The following is a 17351-nucleotide window of genomic DNA, read 5'->3' on the forward strand; positions in this document are numbered from 1 at the left end:
CCGCGTACTGCCTTCGGCGACGCGCCTTGTCTGAAACTTTCGGTGGATGGCTATACATATACGCGAACAAATTACGTAAGCCAGGTGAGTGCGCCGCTTTCGGCAATCTGGAGTTTGTTGTGCGCGACGAGGTAGCGAATCATTGCTTCTGTTTGCGCGGTATCCAGCTTTAGCAGGTGTTGGCAGACGGTCATCAGGCTGGTGCGTTTGGCGGGTTTGTTTTGCCGGAATTTGCTGAAAAAGAGTTTTGCTTTTTCTTCAAGTTCATTTTTGACGGGATGCGTTATGGCATCGGTAAAGGGTGGATATAAAACTTTGTCGTCCTCGCGGCGCAAAATGCCATTTTTCTCGCAATAAACAATACATTTTTCTATTGCCGCGTCGTCTGAATCCAGTCCGAGACTGACGGATTTGGTGCGTATGGTATTTTTGAGTCCGTCTGTTTTTCCGGCTTTTGCTGCCGTAATGTGAGTAATGATTTTTTGCTGCATGGTTTGCAGGTCAAGATGGTAATTGAGCAATCCATGCCCATCCAGTGTAATCAGTGTTTTTGCAATCAGCTTGTCCACCGCTTTGTGAATGGCTGCTTTGGCATCGCTTTCGGTATATATTTGCAGTGATTCACACAAATACTTGCATAAAAGGTTTTCCAGATTGTTGCGCCCGCGCGGGCGGAAGCTGTCGGGTTGCATCAGATATTGTTGTGCTTTTTTATAGAGGTCATGCACGATGGCGCTATTGTTTTGCGGTGGTAGCGGTGCAGTGGTTTCTTTATCTGCCGTCGCCGCAATGGCGGTGGGTACAACGGCTTCGTCCGCTGCTTTGATGGCGGGCGTCGCTATTTCTGTTTGCGGCAATGGTGCCGCATCTGCCAATGTGGCAATGCGCACGATGCCACGGCAATGTTGGTCGCTTTCCATGTGTTCGACCAGTATGTCAAAGCCGGTATCGCGCGAGAAGATGCAAATAAGCGCGTCTTTGTCCTGCTCACTGATTTTGCCGAGGTAGTAGGCGAGGTAGAAATCAAGTGCGTTTTTTCCGGTTTTCGCGATACGGATGATATGGGCATTTTTGCCAAAGCGACAGAGTGCTTCGCAGAGTTCTATGGGCAATGTTTTTTGGGTTTTGCCGATAAAGAGCCAGATATGGCATTGGCTTTCGTCGAGTGCGGTAAATTGTGCCGCGTCCGGCTGGATGTTTTCGTAATCTATCAGGATGTGCTGCATGGTTTCTTCCTTGATTGGGAGGGGCATCGTATAAAAAACCGCCCCGAAGGGCGGTTTGTATGGTCGGTGCGGTTTTAGTAAGCGCCGAGGATGTCGAGACCGGGCAGTTTTTTGCCTTCGAGGTATTCGAGCATCGAGCCGCCGCCGGTGGAGATGTAATCGACTTTGTCTTCGATGCCGAATTGGCCGATGGCAGCGATGGTGTCGCCACCGCCGGCGAAGGTGAAGCCGGGGCAGGCGGCAATCGCGGCGGCGAGTGCTTTGGTGCCTGCGGCGAACGGCGCCATTTCAAAGACGCCGACCGGACCGTTCCAGACGACGGTCTTCATCTCTGCAATAACGCGCGCGTAGTTTTCGGCGGTTTTCGGGCCGATGTCCAGGATCATTTCGTTGTCAGCAACGTCTTCTACCGCCTTGACGGTCGCTTTGGCGTCGGCGGAGAATTCGGTGGCGACGACGACGTCAACCGGCAGCGGGATGTTGACGCCGCGCGCGCGCGCGTTTTCGAGCATGGTTTTGGCGTCGTTCAAAAGGTCGGGTTCGTAGAGGGAGGCGCCGACGTTGATGCCTTCGGCGGCGAGGAAGGTGTTGGCGATGCCGCCACCGGGGATGAGGGTGTCCACTTTTTCCAGCAGCGACTGGAGGACGAGCAGTTTGGTGGAGACTTTGGAGCCGCCAACGATGGCGAGCAGCGGTCGCGCCGGGTTTTTGACGATTTTTTCCAGCGCTTCGACTTCTTGCTGGATGAGCAGTCCGGCAACGGCGGTTTTGGCTTTTTCGGCGACGCCGTAGGTGGATGCCTGGGCACGGTGGACGACGCCAAAGCCATCGCTGACGAAAACATCGCACAGTGCGGCGTATTTTTCGGCGAGCGCCGGGTCGTTTTTCTTTTCACCTTTGTTGAAGCGGCAGTTTTCGAGCATGACGATGTCGCCCGGTGCGACGGCAGGCGCCTGGTCGAGGTAGTTTTTGATGAGCGGTACGTTTTTGCCGAGCAGGTTGCCAAGGTAGGCAGCGACGGGCGCAAGGCTGAAGGCTTCGTCGTATTCGCCTTCGGTCGGGCGACCCAAGTGCGCCATGATCATCACGGCGCCGCCGTGGTCAAGGACGTAGCGGATGGTCGGCAAGGCGGCCTGGATACGGGCGTCGCTGGTGATTTTGCCGTCTTTGAGCGGGACGTTGAGGTCCAGCCGCATCAGGACACGTTTGCCGTTGACGTCGATTTCGCTGAGTTTTTTCATGGTTTTCTCTCCTCAAGGGACTAGTGGGTGAAGGGGTGGTAGTTTTTGGGGTGGGGCAGGGTCTGTTTGCGTTGTCTTTGATTTGGCGCTACGCGATTTTTACACCCCCTCCCCGACCCTCCCCCGCTTCGCAGGGGAGGGGGCTAAAAAACTACCCTGCAATTTTGGAGGATTAGTTGGGGTTATGCGGGCGGTTACGGCGCAAGCCGCCTAACCGCCCCTACGGTTTTGGTTTAGAGCAGCGCCTTGCTTTTGGCGACGACGTTTTCGACGGTGAGGCCGAACAGCGGGAAGAGTTCGGCAGCCGGGGCGGATTCGCCAAAGGTGTCTATGCCGATGACGGTGCCGTGGTCGCCGCAGACGCCGCGCCACGGTTGGGTGACGCCCGCTTCGACGACGACGGTCGGGATGCCTTTGGGCAGGACGCGGTTGCGGTAGTTGACGTCTTGTTGTTGGTAGATTTCAAAGCAGGGCATGGAGACGACCTGGATGCGCAGGCCTTCTTCGCGCAGTTTGGCGGCGGCAGCGGTCACAAGCGCGACTTCCGAGCCGGTGGCGACGAGGACGAGGTCTGGTTTTTCGGCCGCTTCGAGGATGTAGCCGCCTTTGGCGATGGTTTTGCGGGTTTCTTCGCTGCGTTTTTGTTCGGGCAGGTTCTGGCGGCTGAGCGCAAGTACGGTCGGCGTGCTTTGGTTAAGCGCGCTGCGCCAGGCAACGAGGGTTTCTTGTTGGTCGCAGGGGCGCCAAACGTGGATGTTGGGGATGAGGCGCAGCGAGGCGATTTGTTCGATCGGCTGGTGGGTTGAGCCGTCTTCGCCGAGGCCGATGGAGTCGTGGGTGAGGACGTAGGTGACGGGCAGTTTCATCAGCGCGGCGAGGCGGATGCCGTTTCTCATGTAGTCGGAGAAGACGAGGAAGGTGCCGCCGTAGGCGCGCAGACCACCGTAGAGGGCGAGGCCGTTCATGATGGTGGACATCGCGAATTCGCGCACGCCGTAGTGGATGTAGTTGCCGCTGAAGTCGCCAGGCAGGATGGATTTGGAGGCGGCTTTGCTCCAGGTGAGGTTGGAGCCGGTGAGGTCAGCCGAGCCGCCGATGAGTTCGGGCAAAAGCGGTGCGAGCAGGTTGATGGCGTTTTCGGAGGCTTTGCGGGTGGCGATGGCGCCGCCGGTTTCGTTGTATTGGGCGAGGGTACTGTCGATAACGCGGTCAATGCCGTCCGGCAGTTTGCCGCTCATGGCGCGCGCGTATTCTTGGGCTTCTGCCGGGTATTTGTCCTGGTATTCTTGCCAGATGTGCTCCCACTGGTCTTGCAGTTTGGCACCTTTGTCGCGCAGGCTGGCAACCTGGTAGGCGTCGTCGGGCAGTTCAAAGTCGCCGGCGGGCAGGCCGAGCGCCTGTTTGGTCAGCGCGATTTCTTCTTTGCCGAGCGGCGCGCCGTGGGTTTTTTCGGTGCCTTCGAGGTTGGGCGAACCAAAGCCGATTTTGGTGCGGCAGATGATGAGCGAGGGTTTAGTAGTTTCGGCTTTGGCGGCGGTGATGGCGGCGTCTATGGCGGCATGGTCGTGGCCGTCCACGTCGCGGATGACGTGCCAGCCGTAGGCTTCGTAACGCAGCGCGGTGTCTTCGCCAAACCACGGCGCGATTTCACCGTCAATGGAGATGCCGTTGCTGTCGTAGAGGCAGATGAGTTTGCCGAGGCCGAGGGTGCCGGCAAGCGAGCAGGCCTCGCTAGAGACGCCTTCCATCAGGCAGCCGTCACCGGCGAAGACGTAGGTGTAGTGGTCAATGAGCGGCAGGCCGTCGCGGTTGTAGCGTGCGGCCATGTGACGCTCGGCGATGGCGAAGCCAACGGCGGTGGCGATGCCCTGGCCGAGAGGGCCGGTGGTGAGTTCGACGCCAGGGGTGTCGTGGTATTCGGGGTGGCCGGGGGTTTTGCTGTGCAGTTGGCGGAAGTTTTTCAGGTCGTTCAGCGAGATATCGTAGCCGGTGAGGTGCAGCGCGGCGTATTGCAGCATGGAGGCATGGCCGTTGGAGAGGACGAAGCGGTCGCGGTTGTACCACTGGGTATCCGCCGGGTTGGCGCGCAGGTGGTTGAGCCAAAGGACGGCGGCCATGTCGGCCATGCCCATCGGTGCGCCGGGGTGGCCGGAGTTGGCTTTTTGTACGGCATCCATGCTGAGGATGCGGATGGATGCAGCGAAGGTTTGCAAGGGGGTCATAAGCGCTCCTGTTGCGGGTTGGTGGGGATTCAGGCCGCTTCGGCGGTGGTCGTGGCGGGCGCTGTTGGGGCAAGCAGTTCGAGGTAGTCGAAGAAGATGTTGAGGGTTTCATACAGGGCAACGTCCGGTACGAATTCTTCTTTGTCGTCTTCGTCTTCGACAACGGCGTTACGCTTGTCAATTTCTTCCCGCTTTTTCTTGTCGGCGTTCAGCGCAGGCAGGTCGCGGCGTTGGGCGGCTTCGTAGTCGTCCTGGTATTTTTTCCAGTTTTCGTGCTCCTGTTTGCGCTCGGAGAGGTTGAGCGGCCAGGTTTTTTGCCGGTTTTTTTCGAGGACTTTGTCGATGTATTCCTGGTAGCGGCGCAGCGGTGCTTTGCCCAGCATCCGGGTTTCGTGCAGTTGGCGCAGGGCGTTGATGGTGCTGTCGGCGATTTTGCCTGCCGGGGTGATTTTCGCTGCCTTGATTTCTTTCCACGGCAGGGCGTAGTCCTCGCTTTGCTCGCCGACTTCTTCGAGCGGGAAGATGCTCGGCAGGGCGATGTCCGGCGAGACGCCCCGGAATTGGGTGCTGCTGCCGTTGACGCGGTGGAACATGGCCATGGTGAATTTCATCGAGCCGAGGCTGGGGGTATTGCTGGTGACGAATTCGTTGAGGTTGACCATGGTTTGTACGGTGCCTTTGCCGAAGCTGTTGCTGCCGATGATAAGGCCGCGACCGTAGTCCTGGATGGCAGCGGCGAAGATTTCGGAGGCGGAGGCGGCGTAGCGGTCAATGAGGACGGCGAGCGGCCCGTCATAGGTGGCGCCTGCCACGTCATCGGTTTCGTTGCGCACGCCGCCCTGGGCGTCGGAGACGAGGACAACCGGGCCTTTGTCGATAAAGAGGCCGACGGTTTTCACTGCTTCATACAGCGAGCCGCCGCCGTTGCTGCGCAGGTCAATGACGACGCCGTCCACTTTGGCGGTTTTGAATTCTTGCAGGAGTTTTTCGACGTCGCGCGAGGTGCTGCGGTAGTCGTTTTTTTCTTGTTGTGCGCCTTCAAAGTCCATGTAGAACGAGGGCAGGTTGATGACGCCGATGCGGCGGGTGACGCCGTCTTCGGTGACTTCTTCGATGGTAGATTGGGCGGCCTGTTCTTCGAGTTTGACTTCGTCGCGTTCGAGGGTGATTTCGCGCACGCCTTTGGCAGCGTTGGCGGGGTCAACCATCAGCCGCACCAGCGTGCCTTTTTTGCCACGGATGAGGTCAACCACTTTGTCGAGCCGCCAGCCGGTGACGTCCACAAATTCGCCGTCCGTACCTTGAGCGATAGCGATGATTTTGTCCTTGAGGCTGAGTTTGCCGCTTTTGTAGGCGGGGCCGCCAGGGACGAGTTCGCGGATGGTGACTTGTTCTTCTTCGGAGGAGAGTACCGCGCCGATGCCTTCGAGCGAGAGGCGCATATTGATGTTGAAGTCTTCGTTGTTGCGCGGCGAGAGGTAGTTGCTGTGCGGGTCGAAACGGTTGCTGAGGACGTTCATGTAGATGTCGAAGACGTCGTTCATGCTGATTTGGTTGAGGCGTCGCAGCGCGCCGGTGTAGCGGCTGCGCAGCAGTTTCAGCGCTTTTTCTTCGCTTTTGCCGGAGACGCGCAGGCGGATGAGCTGGTCTTCGATGCGTTTTTCCTGCTCGGCCTGGGCGGCTTCCACGGTGGTCGGCCACGGACGCTCTTTTTCGGCTTTGTAGTCGGGGTAGGTGACGGTGTCTTTGCCGTTCAGGTCGAACGGGCGGGAAAGGCGCTCCAGCGACCAGCGGTTGAGCGCGTTCGCCCGCTCGCTGTAGCGCTGGTAGATGGCGAGGATGCCGCCCAGGTCGCCTTTGTTGGCCTGCATCAGGGTATCGCCGTAGCGTTTGAATTCGTCGATGTCGCTTTGCAGGAAGTAGATGTGCGACGGGTCGAGCGCTTGCAGGTAGTCGCGGTGTACGTCGGCAGCGACGGCGGAGAGTTTTTGTTTGCGGTAGTGGTGGTTGACCAAAAGATTGGCGCCCAGTCGCAGCGCCTTTTTGTGTTCGTTGCTGATAATCAGCGGTTCGGGAGCGTAATCGGGAACTTTTTCAGCGGTTTGGCCGGCGTTGCTGTGTACGCAGGCGGCAAGGAGGATGGCAAAGAAAATGACGGGCAGTCGTTTCATCATAAAGTTACGGGTTTGAGTGGTTGAAAAACCGCGTCAGTTTAGCATGGAATCCACCCAGCGCGGCACTTCCACCGTGGCTTTGCCGCTGTAAACGTGGTGGAATTGTGCCGCCCCTGCGCCGGGTTCGAGGTTGATTTCGCTGATGTCTGCGCCGTAGTGGCGGGCGAGTGCAGTGAATCCTGCCGCCGGGTACACATGGCCGGAGGTGCCAATGGCGGCAAAATGGGTGCAGCGCTCCAGTTTTTCTTCAATAGTTTCCATGTAATAGGGCATTTCACCGAACCAGACGATGTCCGGCCGCATCCCGCCCGCGCGTTTGCAGGTCGGGCAGACGGTTTGCTGCGAACAGTCGCCGTGCCAGTCATGGGCGACGCTGTCGCAATAGAGACAGCGCAGGGCGAGCAGGCTGCCGTGCATATGCAGCACTTCCGCTGAGCCGGCGCGCTCGTGCAGGTCGTCCACATTTTGCGTCACCAGCGTTACCCGCCCCGGCAGCGCCTGTTGCAGGCGGGCGAGGGCGATGTGGGCGGCGTTGGGCTGCACATCGGCATCGTGCAGGCGGGCGCGGCGCGCGTTATAAAATTCGTGTACCAGTTTGGGATTGCGGGCAAAGCCTTCCGGCGTCGCCACGTCTTCCACGCGGTGGTTTTCCCACAAACCATCGCTCGCGCGGAAAGTCGCAATGCCGGATTCGGCGGAAATGCCCGCGCCGGTCAAAATCACAATACGCTTATCTGCCATGACGCTCCCCCCAACAGGCGGCAAAAAACAGCATTGCCCAGCCGAGCAAGAAGGCAATACCGCCTACCGGCACGACCAGGCGCAAATCCGGCGTTGCCGTGAACGCCATCCAGTACAGGCTGCCGCAGAAGGCGAACAACCCCAAAATCCACAAAAAACCGGCGGTGCGGCACAGCAGCAGCGGCCAGGACGGCGGCAATGACACCAGCGCCAACAGCGCCAGCGTATGCACAATCTGATAACGGTGCGCCTTGTCGAAAAAATCGGCGTGTTGCCCGGCGTTGAACAGCCCATGTCCTGCCAGCGCGCCCAGTGTCACCCACAAAAAACCGCTCAATGCGGCGAGCAGCAGAAACAGCCGCTTCACCACATCGTGCCGTGGGCGCGGGCGCGGCATCTTTGCCGTTACCACCGGCTTGGGCGCCTGTTCTGTGTTTACCTGATTTACCATCCATTCTCCTCCAATCCCTGCGCAATACCGCGCGTTTTCAACAATAAAGACCAATCGCTGCTATAATCCCGCAGCTCAAAAACGGGCATCAAATATGTTACCACCAGCGGCGAATCCCGCGACAATCACCGCCTGCATCGCCCCTCCCACCATCCACCAAACCTCCCCGCATCATGGCATTTAACTGGCTCAAAAAACACTTCAGCAAAAGCGACGCCCCCGCCCAACCTGCCGCCGCAGAACCGGCAACCCTTGAAACCCCTACCGAACCCACCGCAGCAGCGACAACGACCGGCTCCGAAGCTGCCACAACAGCAGAACCCGTAACCGAAGAACAAGCAGAAAACGCAGAGACCACCGCAGAGCTGCCTGCCGAAACCACAGAAATTATTGAAGTAACACCCGCGTCCGAAACCGTTGAAACCGCGACAGAAGAATCCCAACCCGCTGAAACCGCTACCCCGCCTGTCGCCGAAGCGGCAGCAGAACCCGTCCAACCGCAGACAAAACCCAAAAACGACAGCGGCGGCTACTTCGCCCGCATCCGTCAGGGATTGGCGAAAACCCGGCGCGGCTTTGCCGACCTCTTTCTCGGCAAAAAAACACTCGACCAGGACCTGATTGACGACCTCGAAACCCAGCTGCTTACCGCTGATGTTGGCATCGAAGTCACGCGCAGCATCATCGACAGCGTCACCGCGCAAATCGACCGCAAAGAACTGAAAGACGTGGAAGCCGTCAAGGCGGCGGTACGCGACCATATGCAAAACCTGCTCGCCCCCTACGCGATTCCGCTCGACACCAGCCGCGCCAAGCCGTTTGTCATCCTCATGACCGGCATCAACGGCGCGGGCAAAACCACCACCATCGGCAAACTGGCACGCCACTTCCAGCAAGAAGGCAAAAAAGTCATGCTCGCCGCAGGCGACACCTTCCGCGCTGCCGCCGTAGAACAACTGCAAACCTGGGGCGCGCGCCACAACGTCCCGGTCATCGCGCAGGGAACGGGCGCGGATGCCGCCTCCGTCGCCTACGACGCGCTCCAGTCCGCCACCGCGCGCGGCATTGATGTCCTCATCATTGACACCGCCGGCCGCTTGCACACCCAGGATCACCTGATGGAAGAACTGAAAAAAATCAAGCGCGTTATTGCCAAACTTGACCCCGCCGCACCGCACGAAACCATGCTCATCATCGACGCGGGCAACGGTCAGAACGCGCTGCGCCAGGCCGAACAATTCCACAAAGCAATGCAATTGGACAGCATCACCGTCACCAAACTGGACGGCACCGCCAAAGGCGGCATCCTCTTTGCCATCAGCGAAAAACTGGGGATTCCCATCCGCTACATCGGCGTTGGCGAGCAGCCTGAAGACTTACGACCCTTTAATGCACAAGAATTTGTGCAGGCGATACTATATGCAGAATAAAACATAAACCACCAAACAAACAGAAATTCAAAACACAAACGGAGATCAAATGACAGCTAACGCACTGGTTTTAACAAACAAAAACTGGCTTACCCCAAGCACCGACATCGACCAATACATCGCCAAAGTTCGCCAAATCCCGGCGCTGGATGCCGAAGAAGAACGCAAACTCGCCATCGCCCTGCAAGAAACCAACGACATCAACGCCGCGCAAACCCTCATCGTGCACCACCTCAAATTCGTCGTCCACATCGCGCGCGGCTTCACCGGCTACGGCCTGCCGCTCGGCGATCTCATCCAAGAAGGCAACGTCGGCCTGATGAAAGCCGTCAAACGCTTCGAGCCGCAGCGCGGCGTCCGCCTCGTCTCCTTCGCCGTCCACTGGATCAAAAGCGAAATCCACGAATACATCATCCGCAACTGGCGCATGGTCAAAATCGCTACCACCAAGGCGCAGCGCAAACTCTTCTTCAACCTGCGCAGCATGAAAAAAAGCCTGAACTGGCTGAACGAAAGCGAGGCCAAGGTGATTGCCGACGAACTCAACGTCAGCACCAAAGACGTCTTTGAGATGGAAAGCCGCATTCACGGCCAGGACATCGCCTTTGAACTGGGTGATGATGACGAAGACAACGACCACTTCAGTCCGTCGCAATGGCTGGCCGATGACAGCATTGATCCGGCCGAGCACACCGAACACGCCGAGCACGAAAACCTGATGCAGCGCAAACTGGCGAAAGGCCTGCAAGCGCTCGATCCGCGCAGCCGCGCCATCGTCCAGGCACGCTGGCTCAACGAAGACAACAAGGCGACCCTGCAAACGCTCGCCAGCGAATACAACGTTTCTGCCGAGCGCATCCGCCAAATCGAACAACAGGCGATGCACCAGTTGCGGGCGCATATCGAAGCCTGACAACCCAGCGAAACCGGATGCCCGCATCCGGTTTTTGCTTGAAATGCAAGGAAAAAAAGCACAGCGCCGATTGCGCCCACCCACAATCCCCTTATAATACCGCCATGCAAACAACAAATTCAGGAGACCCCGTAGTGAGTGCCCAAATCAAAAAAGCCGGACTGAAAGTCACCGGCCCGCGCATGAAAATCCTCGAAATCATGGAACGCGAAACCACCGACAACGACCGCCACCTCAGCGCGGAAGACGTCTACAAAATCCTGCTCAAGGCAGACGAAGACATCGGCCTTGCCACCGTGTACCGCGTGCTGACCCAGTTTGAACAGGCCGGCATCCTCAAACGCCACAACTTTGAAGGCAACCACAGCGTCTTTGAAATCGACAACGGCGACCATCACAACCACCTCATCTGCGTCAAAACCGGCAAAGTGGTGGAATTTTACGACCCGGCGATCGCCAAACGCCTGAAAGAAGTCGCGCGCGAATACGGCTACGAACTGGAAGACCACAGCCTGGTGCTTTACGGCGTGTACGACGAAGCGCTCGCCAAATCCGTCGGCAAGGCCTGAATTTATTGGAATCAAAAAAACCGGATGCCACCGCATCCGGTTTTTCTTTTGCCCGCTTCTGTCACGGCGCAGCTAACAGTGATTTACTGCGGTTTCAATAATGAGGCCGTTGCCTGCTGTTTGCGCTCGGCACGCAGGCGGGCGCGGGTGGCACGGAAATAGGCGCGACGGCGGCGGCGGCGCCAAATGTAATAGACGATGATGCCCGCGACGATGATAAACAGCGCGATGGTCGCGTACTTAAATTCGTGCATTTTTTTCAGCATCCATTCGTGATTTTCCGCGCCGTAAAAGCCGATATAGACGAAGACGGGAACGGAAACCAGCGCGGCGAGGCCGTCCATCAGGGTGAAGTGCCAAAAACTGATGCGGCGGGTGATGCCGGTCATGACGTAGATAGGGGCACGCAGGCCGGGGAGGAAACGGGCGACGAAGATGACACGGCTGCCATAGCGGTGAAAGAGGGTTTCGGTCTGAATCATCCGCTCCGGGGTCAGGATTTTGGAAAACCAGCGCGACTGGCGCAGGCGCGGCCCGAATTTCCAGCCGATGAGGTACATCATCCAGTCGCCGCAGAGGATGCCGAAGTAAGCAACGATCAGCATGATATGGACGTTTTTGTCGCCCAGTTCGGAGATGACGCCGGCGGTGACGAGGGTAATGTCTTCCGGCAGCGGCAGTCCCATGCCGCAGAGAACGAGGGCGCCGAAGACGGCGTAATAGCCGTAATCGAGGAAAAAGGCTTGCAGGAACGAAAGAGTCATGACGAAGTATGCAGACAGGGGAATTAAAGGGCGCGCATGATACCAAAACGCTAAACTTTTTGCTGTTTTGGCGGTTATTTACGCAATTTCAAGGGGGAGCGACCGCCGCCAGTGCGCGGTCAAAAATATCGATGCCCGCGCCGGGCGCGCGTGCTTCTTCGCTCAAAATGCGGCGGTAGTGTTTGGCACCGCGTACACCGGGAAATAGTCCCAGCAGATGGCGGGTGTAATGGCTGAGCGGTTCGCCCCGTGCGAGACGCGCGGCGATGAGCGCGCGGATTTGTGGCAGCACGGCGTTGAGCGTTTGCGCGGCATCGCCGTAAAGCGTGTCGGCGGCGAGCAGCAGCTCCGGGTTCTGGTAGGCGGCGCGGCCGAGCATGACGCCATCGACGTGTTGCAGGTGGGCGCGACATTGCGCAAGGTCGGTAATGCCGCCGTTAATAATGACGGTGAGCGCGGGGAAGCGGCGTTTCACTTCATAAACCAGCGAGTAGTTGAGTGGCGGCACATCGCGGTTCGCCTTCGGGCTCAGCCCCTGCAACCACGCCTTGCGCGCGTGAATGATGAAAATGCGACAGGGGCTGCGGTTGGCGACGGTTTCGACAAAATTCAGCACGTCGCGCTCGTCCTGTTCATCAATGGCGAGGCGGTGTTTGACGGTGACGGGCACAGTGCCCGCCGTCTGCTGCATCGCGCTCAAGCATTCGGCAACCAGCGGCGCGTCATCCATCAGGCAGGCGCCGATGCGGTTGTTCTGCACGCGGTCGCTGGGACAGCCGACATTCAGGTTGATTTCCTGATAGCCGTAGGACAGGGCGATTTCGCAGGCGCGCGCCAATGCTTCCGGCTCGCCACCGCCCAGTTGCAGGGCGCAGGGCGCGTCCGCCTGATGCTGCAAATGGCGCGCGGCATCGCCATAAATCAGTGCGCCGGTAGTGACCATTTCCGTGTAAAGAAAGGCGCGTCGGGTAAAAAGGCGGTGCAGCGCGCGACATTCCGGGGTCGTCCAATCGAGCATCGGCGCGACGCAAAAACGGTGCGGCTCTGGCGTTTCAATGAGTTGCATAAATTCCTTTTTTAACAGGATAGGGCGGGGCGCTTGCGATTGGGCGCCTCAAGCGGTAGAGGAATGGGGACAATCACCACGCGCAAAACAAAGACGGGCAAAATACGCTATCACGCTGGGATTCGCAAAAACATCACCGCACTTCCGCCCTTTATCAGCGCACCAAACGCTTTCAAGGCAGTCTGCTGCTGATGTGGCCTCGCCAGCCGGCCGTCATGGCAATGCGCATTTCTGCCCGTCGTTTCGCATCTGCGATAATGCGGACTTTCCCTACTGCGAGAACCCCATGCACGACTACCTTGTTTTTATTGGCCGTTTCCAGCCCTTCCACAACGCCCATCTGCGCATGGTGCAAAGCGCCCTTGCCCGTGGCAAACGCCTGATATTGCTCGTCGGCACCGCCGATGCGCCGCGCAGCTCGCGCAATCCGTGGACGTTTGCCGAGCGCGAGGCGATGATTCGCGCCGCGCTCAATGCCGAGGAAAACGCGCGCACCGACATCCGCCCGCTGCACGACGACCCCTACCACGATGACCGCTGGGTGGCGCAGGTGGAGGCGACCGTCGCCGCCGTTCTCGCCGGACACGGCACACCAGCGGCGCGCATCGGCCTCTTTGGTCACGAAAAAGACGCCAGCTCCTTCTACCTGCGCCTGTTCCCGCAGTGGGATTACGTCAGTGAGGCCGATACCGACGGCATCAGCGCCACCCCCATCCGCCGCCGCTATTTCCTGTTGGCAGACGGCGAAACGTGGGAAGAACCGCGTCTGCCACCCGCCGTCGCTGCCGCCCTGCGCGATTTCCGCGCGACCGAGGCTTACCGCGCCGTTGCCCGCGAGGCGCGCTACGTCGAAGACTACAAACAATCGTGGGCGGCCGCGCCCTATCCGCCGATATTCGTGACGGTGGATGCGCTCGTTGTTTGCCGCGAACACGTCCTTGTCGTCGAACGCGGCGGCCAGCCCGGCTGCGGCTTACTGGCGCTGCCCGGCGGCTTTTTGAACCCCGACGAAAACCTGCGCGCCGCCTGCCTGCGCGAACTGCACGAAGAAACCGGGCTGCGCCTACCTCGCGACGCCGTCCGCCGCGTTTTCGTGGCCGACAAACCCGACCGCAGCGCCATTGGCCGTGTCATCACCCATCTGCACGTCATCCCGCTCGATGGCGACCCGCCTGCCGTCCGGGGGATGGACGACGCTGCCCGCGCCTTCTGGCTGCCGCTCGCCGAGCTGCGCCGCGACCGCTTCCATGACGACCACTACTATCTCATCCGCGACAACAGTTGAATCCCATGCGCCTCCTCGCCATCCTCATTCCCGTCTTTGCCCTGGTCGGCGGCCTCTACTACTGGAGCCGCGACCCGCTCGCCGATACCCCCGCCGACCCGCACGGCTTCATCGCCCTGCCGCTGCCGGACGGCGCCGACGCGAACACCGTCCTCATCCTCACCCCGCCGCACGCCGCGCCCGACCTGGAACAACGCGCCGCCGCGCTGCAACAGGCGCTACAACAGGAAAACATCCCCGCCGCGCGTGCCAGCCGCTACCTGCGCAACGACCCCGCGCCGGGCGAACGCGCCCGCTTTGACGCGCTGGCACGGCAAAGTGGCCCGATAGTCATCGTGCGTGACAAGGCACGCGCCAACCCGCCGCTGGCCGATGTCATCGCCACCTACCGCGCGCCTGAGCCCCCACAACCCAACCGGAGCCAACCATGAAAAAAACCGCCCTCCTCACCGCCATCGGCCTTGCCCAACTCGCCCAGGCGCACAGCCTCGACTTCGCCGCCGACAAATATGAAGCGAAAACCGCGCAAATAAACGGGAAAACCATCAGCTACCGCGCCTACGAAGGCATCCCCTACGTCGCCCACCCGGTTGAGCCCGAATACCAGCAAATCAACCTCTACATCCCGGAAGCCTACTTCAGCGGCGGCAGCATCAACGGCTACAACGCCGACAGCGCGCCCATCTTCCTGCCGAACCAAATCGGCGGCTACATGCCCGCCAAACCGGGCGTGCCTGGCGAAAACAAACACGGCGAACAACAAGGCGCGGACGCGATGCAAACCGCACTCGCCAAAGGCTACATCGTCGCCTCGCCCGGCGCGCGCGGCCGCACCAGCCCGACTGGCAAAGCGCCCGCCGCCATCATCGACCTCAAAGCGGCGGTGCGTTACCTGCGCTACAACGACGCCGCCATGCCGGGTAACGCGGAAAAAATCATCAGCAACGGCACCAGCGCTGGCGGCGCGCTCTCGGTACTGCTCGGCGCAAGCGGCAACAGCGACGACTACGCCGCCGCCCTGCAAGCCCTCGGCGCGGCGGAAGCGCGCGACGACATCTACGCCGTCTCCGCCTACTGCCCGATTAGCATCCTCGAACACGCCGACGCCGCCTACGAATGGGAATTCAACGGCGTCAATGACTACGAAAAAATGGACATCACCATGCTCGACTACAAAGTCGAGCGCAAACTGGTGAAAGGCACGCTGGACGCCGCCGAGCAGCGCGTCTCGGACGAGCTGAAAGCGCAGTTCCCCGCCTATATAAACAGCCTCGGCCTGAAAAACGCGCGCGGCGAAGCGCTCATGCTTAACGACGACGGCAGCGGCAGCTTCCGCGATTACGTCGCCAGCTACATTGCCGCCGCCGCCAATGTCGAACTCAACAAAAAGCAAATCCCTGGTGCGCTCGGTGCATTCGCTCCCGCCCTCAATCCCGAACAGGTTACTGCCTTCGCCGAAGAAAACCCGTGGCTGAGCATCGACGGCAACCACGTCAAAAAAGTAGATTTCGCCGCCTACGCCAAAGCGATGGGGCGGCAGAAAACCCCGCCCGCCTTCGATGCGCTTGACCTCTCCAGCGGCGAAAACCAGCTCTTTGGCGACGCCAACCAGGACACGCGCCACTTCACCGCCTACAGCGCCGCAAACAGCGCGGTCAAAGGCGCGGGCAGCGCAGACGCAGCGACGGTAAAAATGATGAACCCGCTCACCTACCTCAACGAAAAAACCGCGCCGCAGCACTGGCGCATCCGCGTCGGCACCAAAGACCGCGACACCTCGCACGCCATCGCCGCCATCCTTGCCGCCAAACTGCAAAACAGCGGCAAAAACGTCGATTTGGCGATGCCGTGGGGCGTGCCGCACAGCGGCGATTACGATCTGGATGAGCTGTTCGCGTGGATGGACAAAATCGTCAAAAATCCCTGAGAACCTGCCCTGTAGGGCGGAGTTCGTCAGTTTCACCGCCGATGCAAAACCAACACCCGCGTAGGTCGGCCATTCATGGCCGACAATATAAAGAATGTCGGGTATGTGCCCGGCCTGCATTTGCTGCCTAATGCGGATTGCGATAAACCGTCCGGGACGAAAATGGATTGAAACCGCAGCCGTAATAAATCGGGCGGTTACGCTGTCGCTAACCGCCCCTACAGACTGATTTTATGGATTACTCTTTAATCCATTGCTGTGGCCACCACGGCGTCAACGGCTGGCGAATACCCGCGCCGCGCGATAATAATTGATAACCGCGCCAAAAACGAGCCATCCACAACCCGTAAAGCGCGATGCTGTAAAAAACCATAAACAGCGTACTCCAGCGCGGCGGCATAAAAATCTGCCCCGCCGGACAAAAATGCAAATCGGCGAATAAGCGCAATCCCTTAAAAAGACAAAGACCGAGCGCCAATAACACCACCATCCACAAAGCGCTGCACGCCTGAAAACGGAAATGGCTGGCGAGAGGCGAACCTTTGGCGCGCGGCAATGCCAACAGCGCCAGCACACTGCCGAGCGGAATCGTCAGCCAGCCAATCATCGCCCCCACAAAAAACAGACTGTAAATATCATGCGCCCGCTTTAACAGCGGTTGGCGGAAATAATCCGTCGCTTCATCAATCACCATTACTGCTCCAATAATGCAGTCAACAAATCTTGGGACTGCTGCAATTCGACTATCTGTTGCGCAATCGCTGCTTGTTGTGCCAACAGGCGGCGACGCAAATCCGGACAAAAATGCTGCGGCGCATCGCGCAAACAATCGCGCATCAGCGCCAAATCTTTCAATGGCACCCCCGCTTGATTGAGTAATCGCACCTTGCGCACCAAATCCGCATCCGTCGCGCGATAAAGACGATAGCCGGCGGCATTGCGTGCGGGCGTAAGCAGCCCCATCTTTTCATAAAAGCGCAGCATTCGCACACTGACGCCACTCGCCTGTGCCAGCGCGCCAATTTTGAGCGGCGTTTCGGGAATCGGGTTCATGTAGGTATCAGGGGTGTTTTGTCATTCATTGGGAATATGCGCGCCACGCGCGCTTCATATTGCCACGTCGCCGGAGAATGCAATTGTATAGCCATCCTCCCAGGAGCTGTTTACAATTGGTCATAACACAATGATTTTGTTCGTAGGTTTGGTTAAGGCCTGTTTACCATTCAGCCGTAAATACGCCCAAGCCAATGCGGTTGCGTGGCGACGATTTTGTGAGCTACACCATTAGCTTGTAGGGTGTGTGCCGCAGGCACGCACGCGTTTGCCGATGTCAAATTCCCGC

The 17351-nt window shown here is 59.1% G+C and carries 16 protein-coding genes; 6 read left to right on the plus strand and 10 right to left on the minus strand.

From position 1 onward, the window contains the following. Positions 1-71: 71 nt before the first annotated feature. The 6 genes from Q0349_RS13765 to Q0349_RS13790 form a co-directional block, all read right to left on the minus strand. Complete coding sequence (locus Q0349_RS13765) at positions 72-1226, minus strand: PIN domain-containing protein (protein WP_298081587.1); 1155 nt, start codon at positions 1224-1226, stop codon at positions 72-74. A gap of 74 nt (positions 1227-1300) precedes the next feature. Then, the gene (locus Q0349_RS13770; protein WP_298081588.1) at positions 1301-2467 is read right to left on the minus strand and encodes a phosphoglycerate kinase; all 1167 of its coding nucleotides are present in this window, start codon (positions 2465-2467) and stop codon (positions 1301-1303) included. Positions 2468-2700: 233 nt separating this feature from the next. After that, complete coding sequence (tkt, locus tag Q0349_RS13775) at positions 2701-4689, minus strand: transketolase (RefSeq protein WP_298081589.1); 1989 nt, start codon at positions 4687-4689, stop codon at positions 2701-2703. Between the two features lie 29 nt (positions 4690-4718). Then, positions 4719-6863: a carboxy terminal-processing peptidase gene (locus tag Q0349_RS13780; RefSeq protein ID WP_298081590.1), complete on the minus strand. Its 2145-nt coding sequence runs from the start codon at positions 6861-6863 to the stop codon at positions 4719-4721. Positions 6864-6896: 33 nt separating this feature from the next. Then, positions 6897-7604 (minus strand): NAD-dependent deacylase, encoded by a 708-nt coding sequence (locus Q0349_RS13785; RefSeq protein ID WP_298081591.1) that lies wholly within the window; start codon positions 7602-7604, stop codon positions 6897-6899. After that, a complete protein-coding gene (locus tag Q0349_RS13790; protein ID WP_298081592.1) occupies positions 7594-8001 on the minus strand; it encodes a DUF423 domain-containing protein in 408 nt (135 codons plus the stop codon). Before Q0349_RS13790 ends, Q0349_RS13785 begins: the two co-directional genes overlap by 11 nt. A 227-nt stretch (positions 8002-8228) precedes the next feature. On the opposite strand from Q0349_RS13790, the gene ftsY reads away from it, so the two are divergent. The 3 genes from ftsY to fur all read left to right on the plus strand — a co-directional run bounded on the left by ftsY (position 8229) and on the right by fur (position 10967). Next, positions 8229-9485 (plus strand): signal recognition particle-docking protein FtsY, encoded by a 1257-nt coding sequence (gene ftsY, locus Q0349_RS13795; protein WP_298081593.1) that lies wholly within the window; start codon positions 8229-8231, stop codon positions 9483-9485. 49 nt (positions 9486-9534) lie between these two features. Next, the gene (gene rpoH, locus Q0349_RS13800; protein WP_298081594.1) at positions 9535-10398 is read left to right on the plus strand and encodes an RNA polymerase sigma factor RpoH; all 864 of its coding nucleotides are present in this window, start codon (positions 9535-9537) and stop codon (positions 10396-10398) included. A gap of 104 nt (positions 10399-10502) precedes the next feature. Next, entirely contained in the window at positions 10503-10967 is a 465-nt protein-coding gene (gene fur / locus Q0349_RS13805) for a ferric iron uptake transcriptional regulator (protein WP_298081595.1), read from the plus strand. 83 nt (positions 10968-11050) lie between these two features. Here the strand turns inward: fur and Q0349_RS13810 are convergent, their stop codons facing one another. Continuing rightward, complete coding sequence (locus Q0349_RS13810) at positions 11051-11731, minus strand: DedA family protein (RefSeq protein ID WP_298081596.1); 681 nt, start codon at positions 11729-11731, stop codon at positions 11051-11053. An 88-nt stretch (positions 11732-11819) separates the two neighbouring features. Further along, positions 11820-12797, minus strand: coding sequence for a tRNA dihydrouridine(20/20a) synthase DusA (dusA, locus tag Q0349_RS13815; protein ID WP_298081597.1), 978 nt, complete (start codon positions 12795-12797; stop codon positions 11820-11822). A gap of 286 nt (positions 12798-13083) precedes the next feature. On the opposite strand from dusA, the gene Q0349_RS13820 reads away from it, so the two are divergent. From Q0349_RS13820 to Q0349_RS13830, 3 genes are read left to right on the plus strand one after another with little or no spacing between them, the layout of a single operon-like run. Next, positions 13084-14082 carry a bifunctional nicotinamide-nucleotide adenylyltransferase/Nudix hydroxylase gene (locus tag Q0349_RS13820; protein WP_298081598.1) on the plus strand — a complete coding sequence of 333 codons (999 nt, stop codon included), beginning with the start codon at positions 13084-13086 and terminating at the stop codon, positions 14080-14082. Between the two features lie 5 nt (positions 14083-14087). Continuing rightward, positions 14088-14513, plus strand: a complete 426-nt coding sequence (locus tag Q0349_RS13825; protein WP_298081599.1) for a hypothetical protein — start codon at positions 14088-14090, stop codon at positions 14511-14513. After that, on the plus strand, positions 14510-16009 hold the full coding sequence (locus tag Q0349_RS13830) for a subtype B tannase (protein WP_298081600.1): 1500 nt from the start codon (positions 14510-14512) through the stop codon (positions 16007-16009). Before Q0349_RS13825 ends, Q0349_RS13830 begins: the two co-directional genes overlap by 4 nt. Positions 16010-16247: 238 nt before the next feature. Here Q0349_RS13830 and Q0349_RS13835 read toward each other — a convergent pair whose 3' ends face one another. Next, on the minus strand, positions 16248-16811 hold the full coding sequence (locus tag Q0349_RS13835) for a hypothetical protein (RefSeq protein WP_298081601.1): 564 nt from the start codon (positions 16809-16811) through the stop codon (positions 16248-16250). Beyond that, entirely contained in the window at positions 16703-17062 is a 360-nt protein-coding gene (locus Q0349_RS13840) for a MerR family DNA-binding transcriptional regulator (protein WP_298081602.1), read from the minus strand. Before Q0349_RS13840 ends, Q0349_RS13835 begins: the two co-directional genes overlap by 109 nt. Between the last annotated feature and the right edge of the window lie 289 nt (positions 17063-17351).

Source organism: uncultured Cardiobacterium sp., from assembly GCF_938028185.1.
Lineage (GTDB): Bacteria > Pseudomonadota > Gammaproteobacteria > Cardiobacteriales > Cardiobacteriaceae > Cardiobacterium.

Excerpts from the sequence above, each read along its gene's own strand:
- Q0349_RS13765 (WP_298081587.1), bottom strand. The coding sequence starts at position 1,226 with ATGCAGCACATCCTGATAGATTACGAAAACATCCAGCCGGACGCGGCA.
- Q0349_RS13770 (WP_298081588.1), bottom strand. The coding sequence starts at position 2,467 with ATGAAAAAACTCAGCGAAATCGACGTCAACGGCAAACGTGTCCTGATG.
- tkt (WP_298081589.1), bottom strand. The coding sequence starts at position 4,689 with ATGACCCCCTTGCAAACCTTCGCTGCATCCATCCGCATCCTCAGCATG.
- Q0349_RS13780 (WP_298081590.1), bottom strand. The coding sequence starts at position 6,863 with ATGATGAAACGACTGCCCGTCATTTTCTTTGCCATCCTCCTTGCCGCC.
- Q0349_RS13785 (WP_298081591.1), bottom strand. The coding sequence starts at position 7,604 with ATGGCAGATAAGCGTATTGTGATTTTGACCGGCGCGGGCATTTCCGCC.
- Q0349_RS13790 (WP_298081592.1), bottom strand. The coding sequence starts at position 8,001 with ATGCCGCGCCCGCGCCCACGGCACGATGTGGTGAAGCGGCTGTTTCTG.
- ftsY (WP_298081593.1), top strand. The coding sequence starts at position 8,229 with ATGGCATTTAACTGGCTCAAAAAACACTTCAGCAAAAGCGACGCCCCC.
- rpoH (WP_298081594.1), top strand. The coding sequence starts at position 9,535 with ATGACAGCTAACGCACTGGTTTTAACAAACAAAAACTGGCTTACCCCA.
- fur (WP_298081595.1), top strand. The coding sequence starts at position 10,503 with ATGCAAACAACAAATTCAGGAGACCCCGTAGTGAGTGCCCAAATCAAA.
- Q0349_RS13810 (WP_298081596.1), bottom strand. The coding sequence starts at position 11,731 with ATGACTCTTTCGTTCCTGCAAGCCTTTTTCCTCGATTACGGCTATTAC.
- dusA (WP_298081597.1), bottom strand. The coding sequence starts at position 12,797 with ATGCAACTCATTGAAACGCCAGAGCCGCACCGTTTTTGCGTCGCGCCG.
- Q0349_RS13820 (WP_298081598.1), top strand. The coding sequence starts at position 13,084 with ATGCACGACTACCTTGTTTTTATTGGCCGTTTCCAGCCCTTCCACAAC.
- Q0349_RS13825 (WP_298081599.1), top strand. The coding sequence starts at position 14,088 with ATGCGCCTCCTCGCCATCCTCATTCCCGTCTTTGCCCTGGTCGGCGGC.
- Q0349_RS13830 (WP_298081600.1), top strand. The coding sequence starts at position 14,510 with ATGAAAAAAACCGCCCTCCTCACCGCCATCGGCCTTGCCCAACTCGCC.
- Q0349_RS13840 (WP_298081602.1), bottom strand. The coding sequence starts at position 17,062 with ATGAACCCGATTCCCGAAACGCCGCTCAAAATTGGCGCGCTGGCACAG.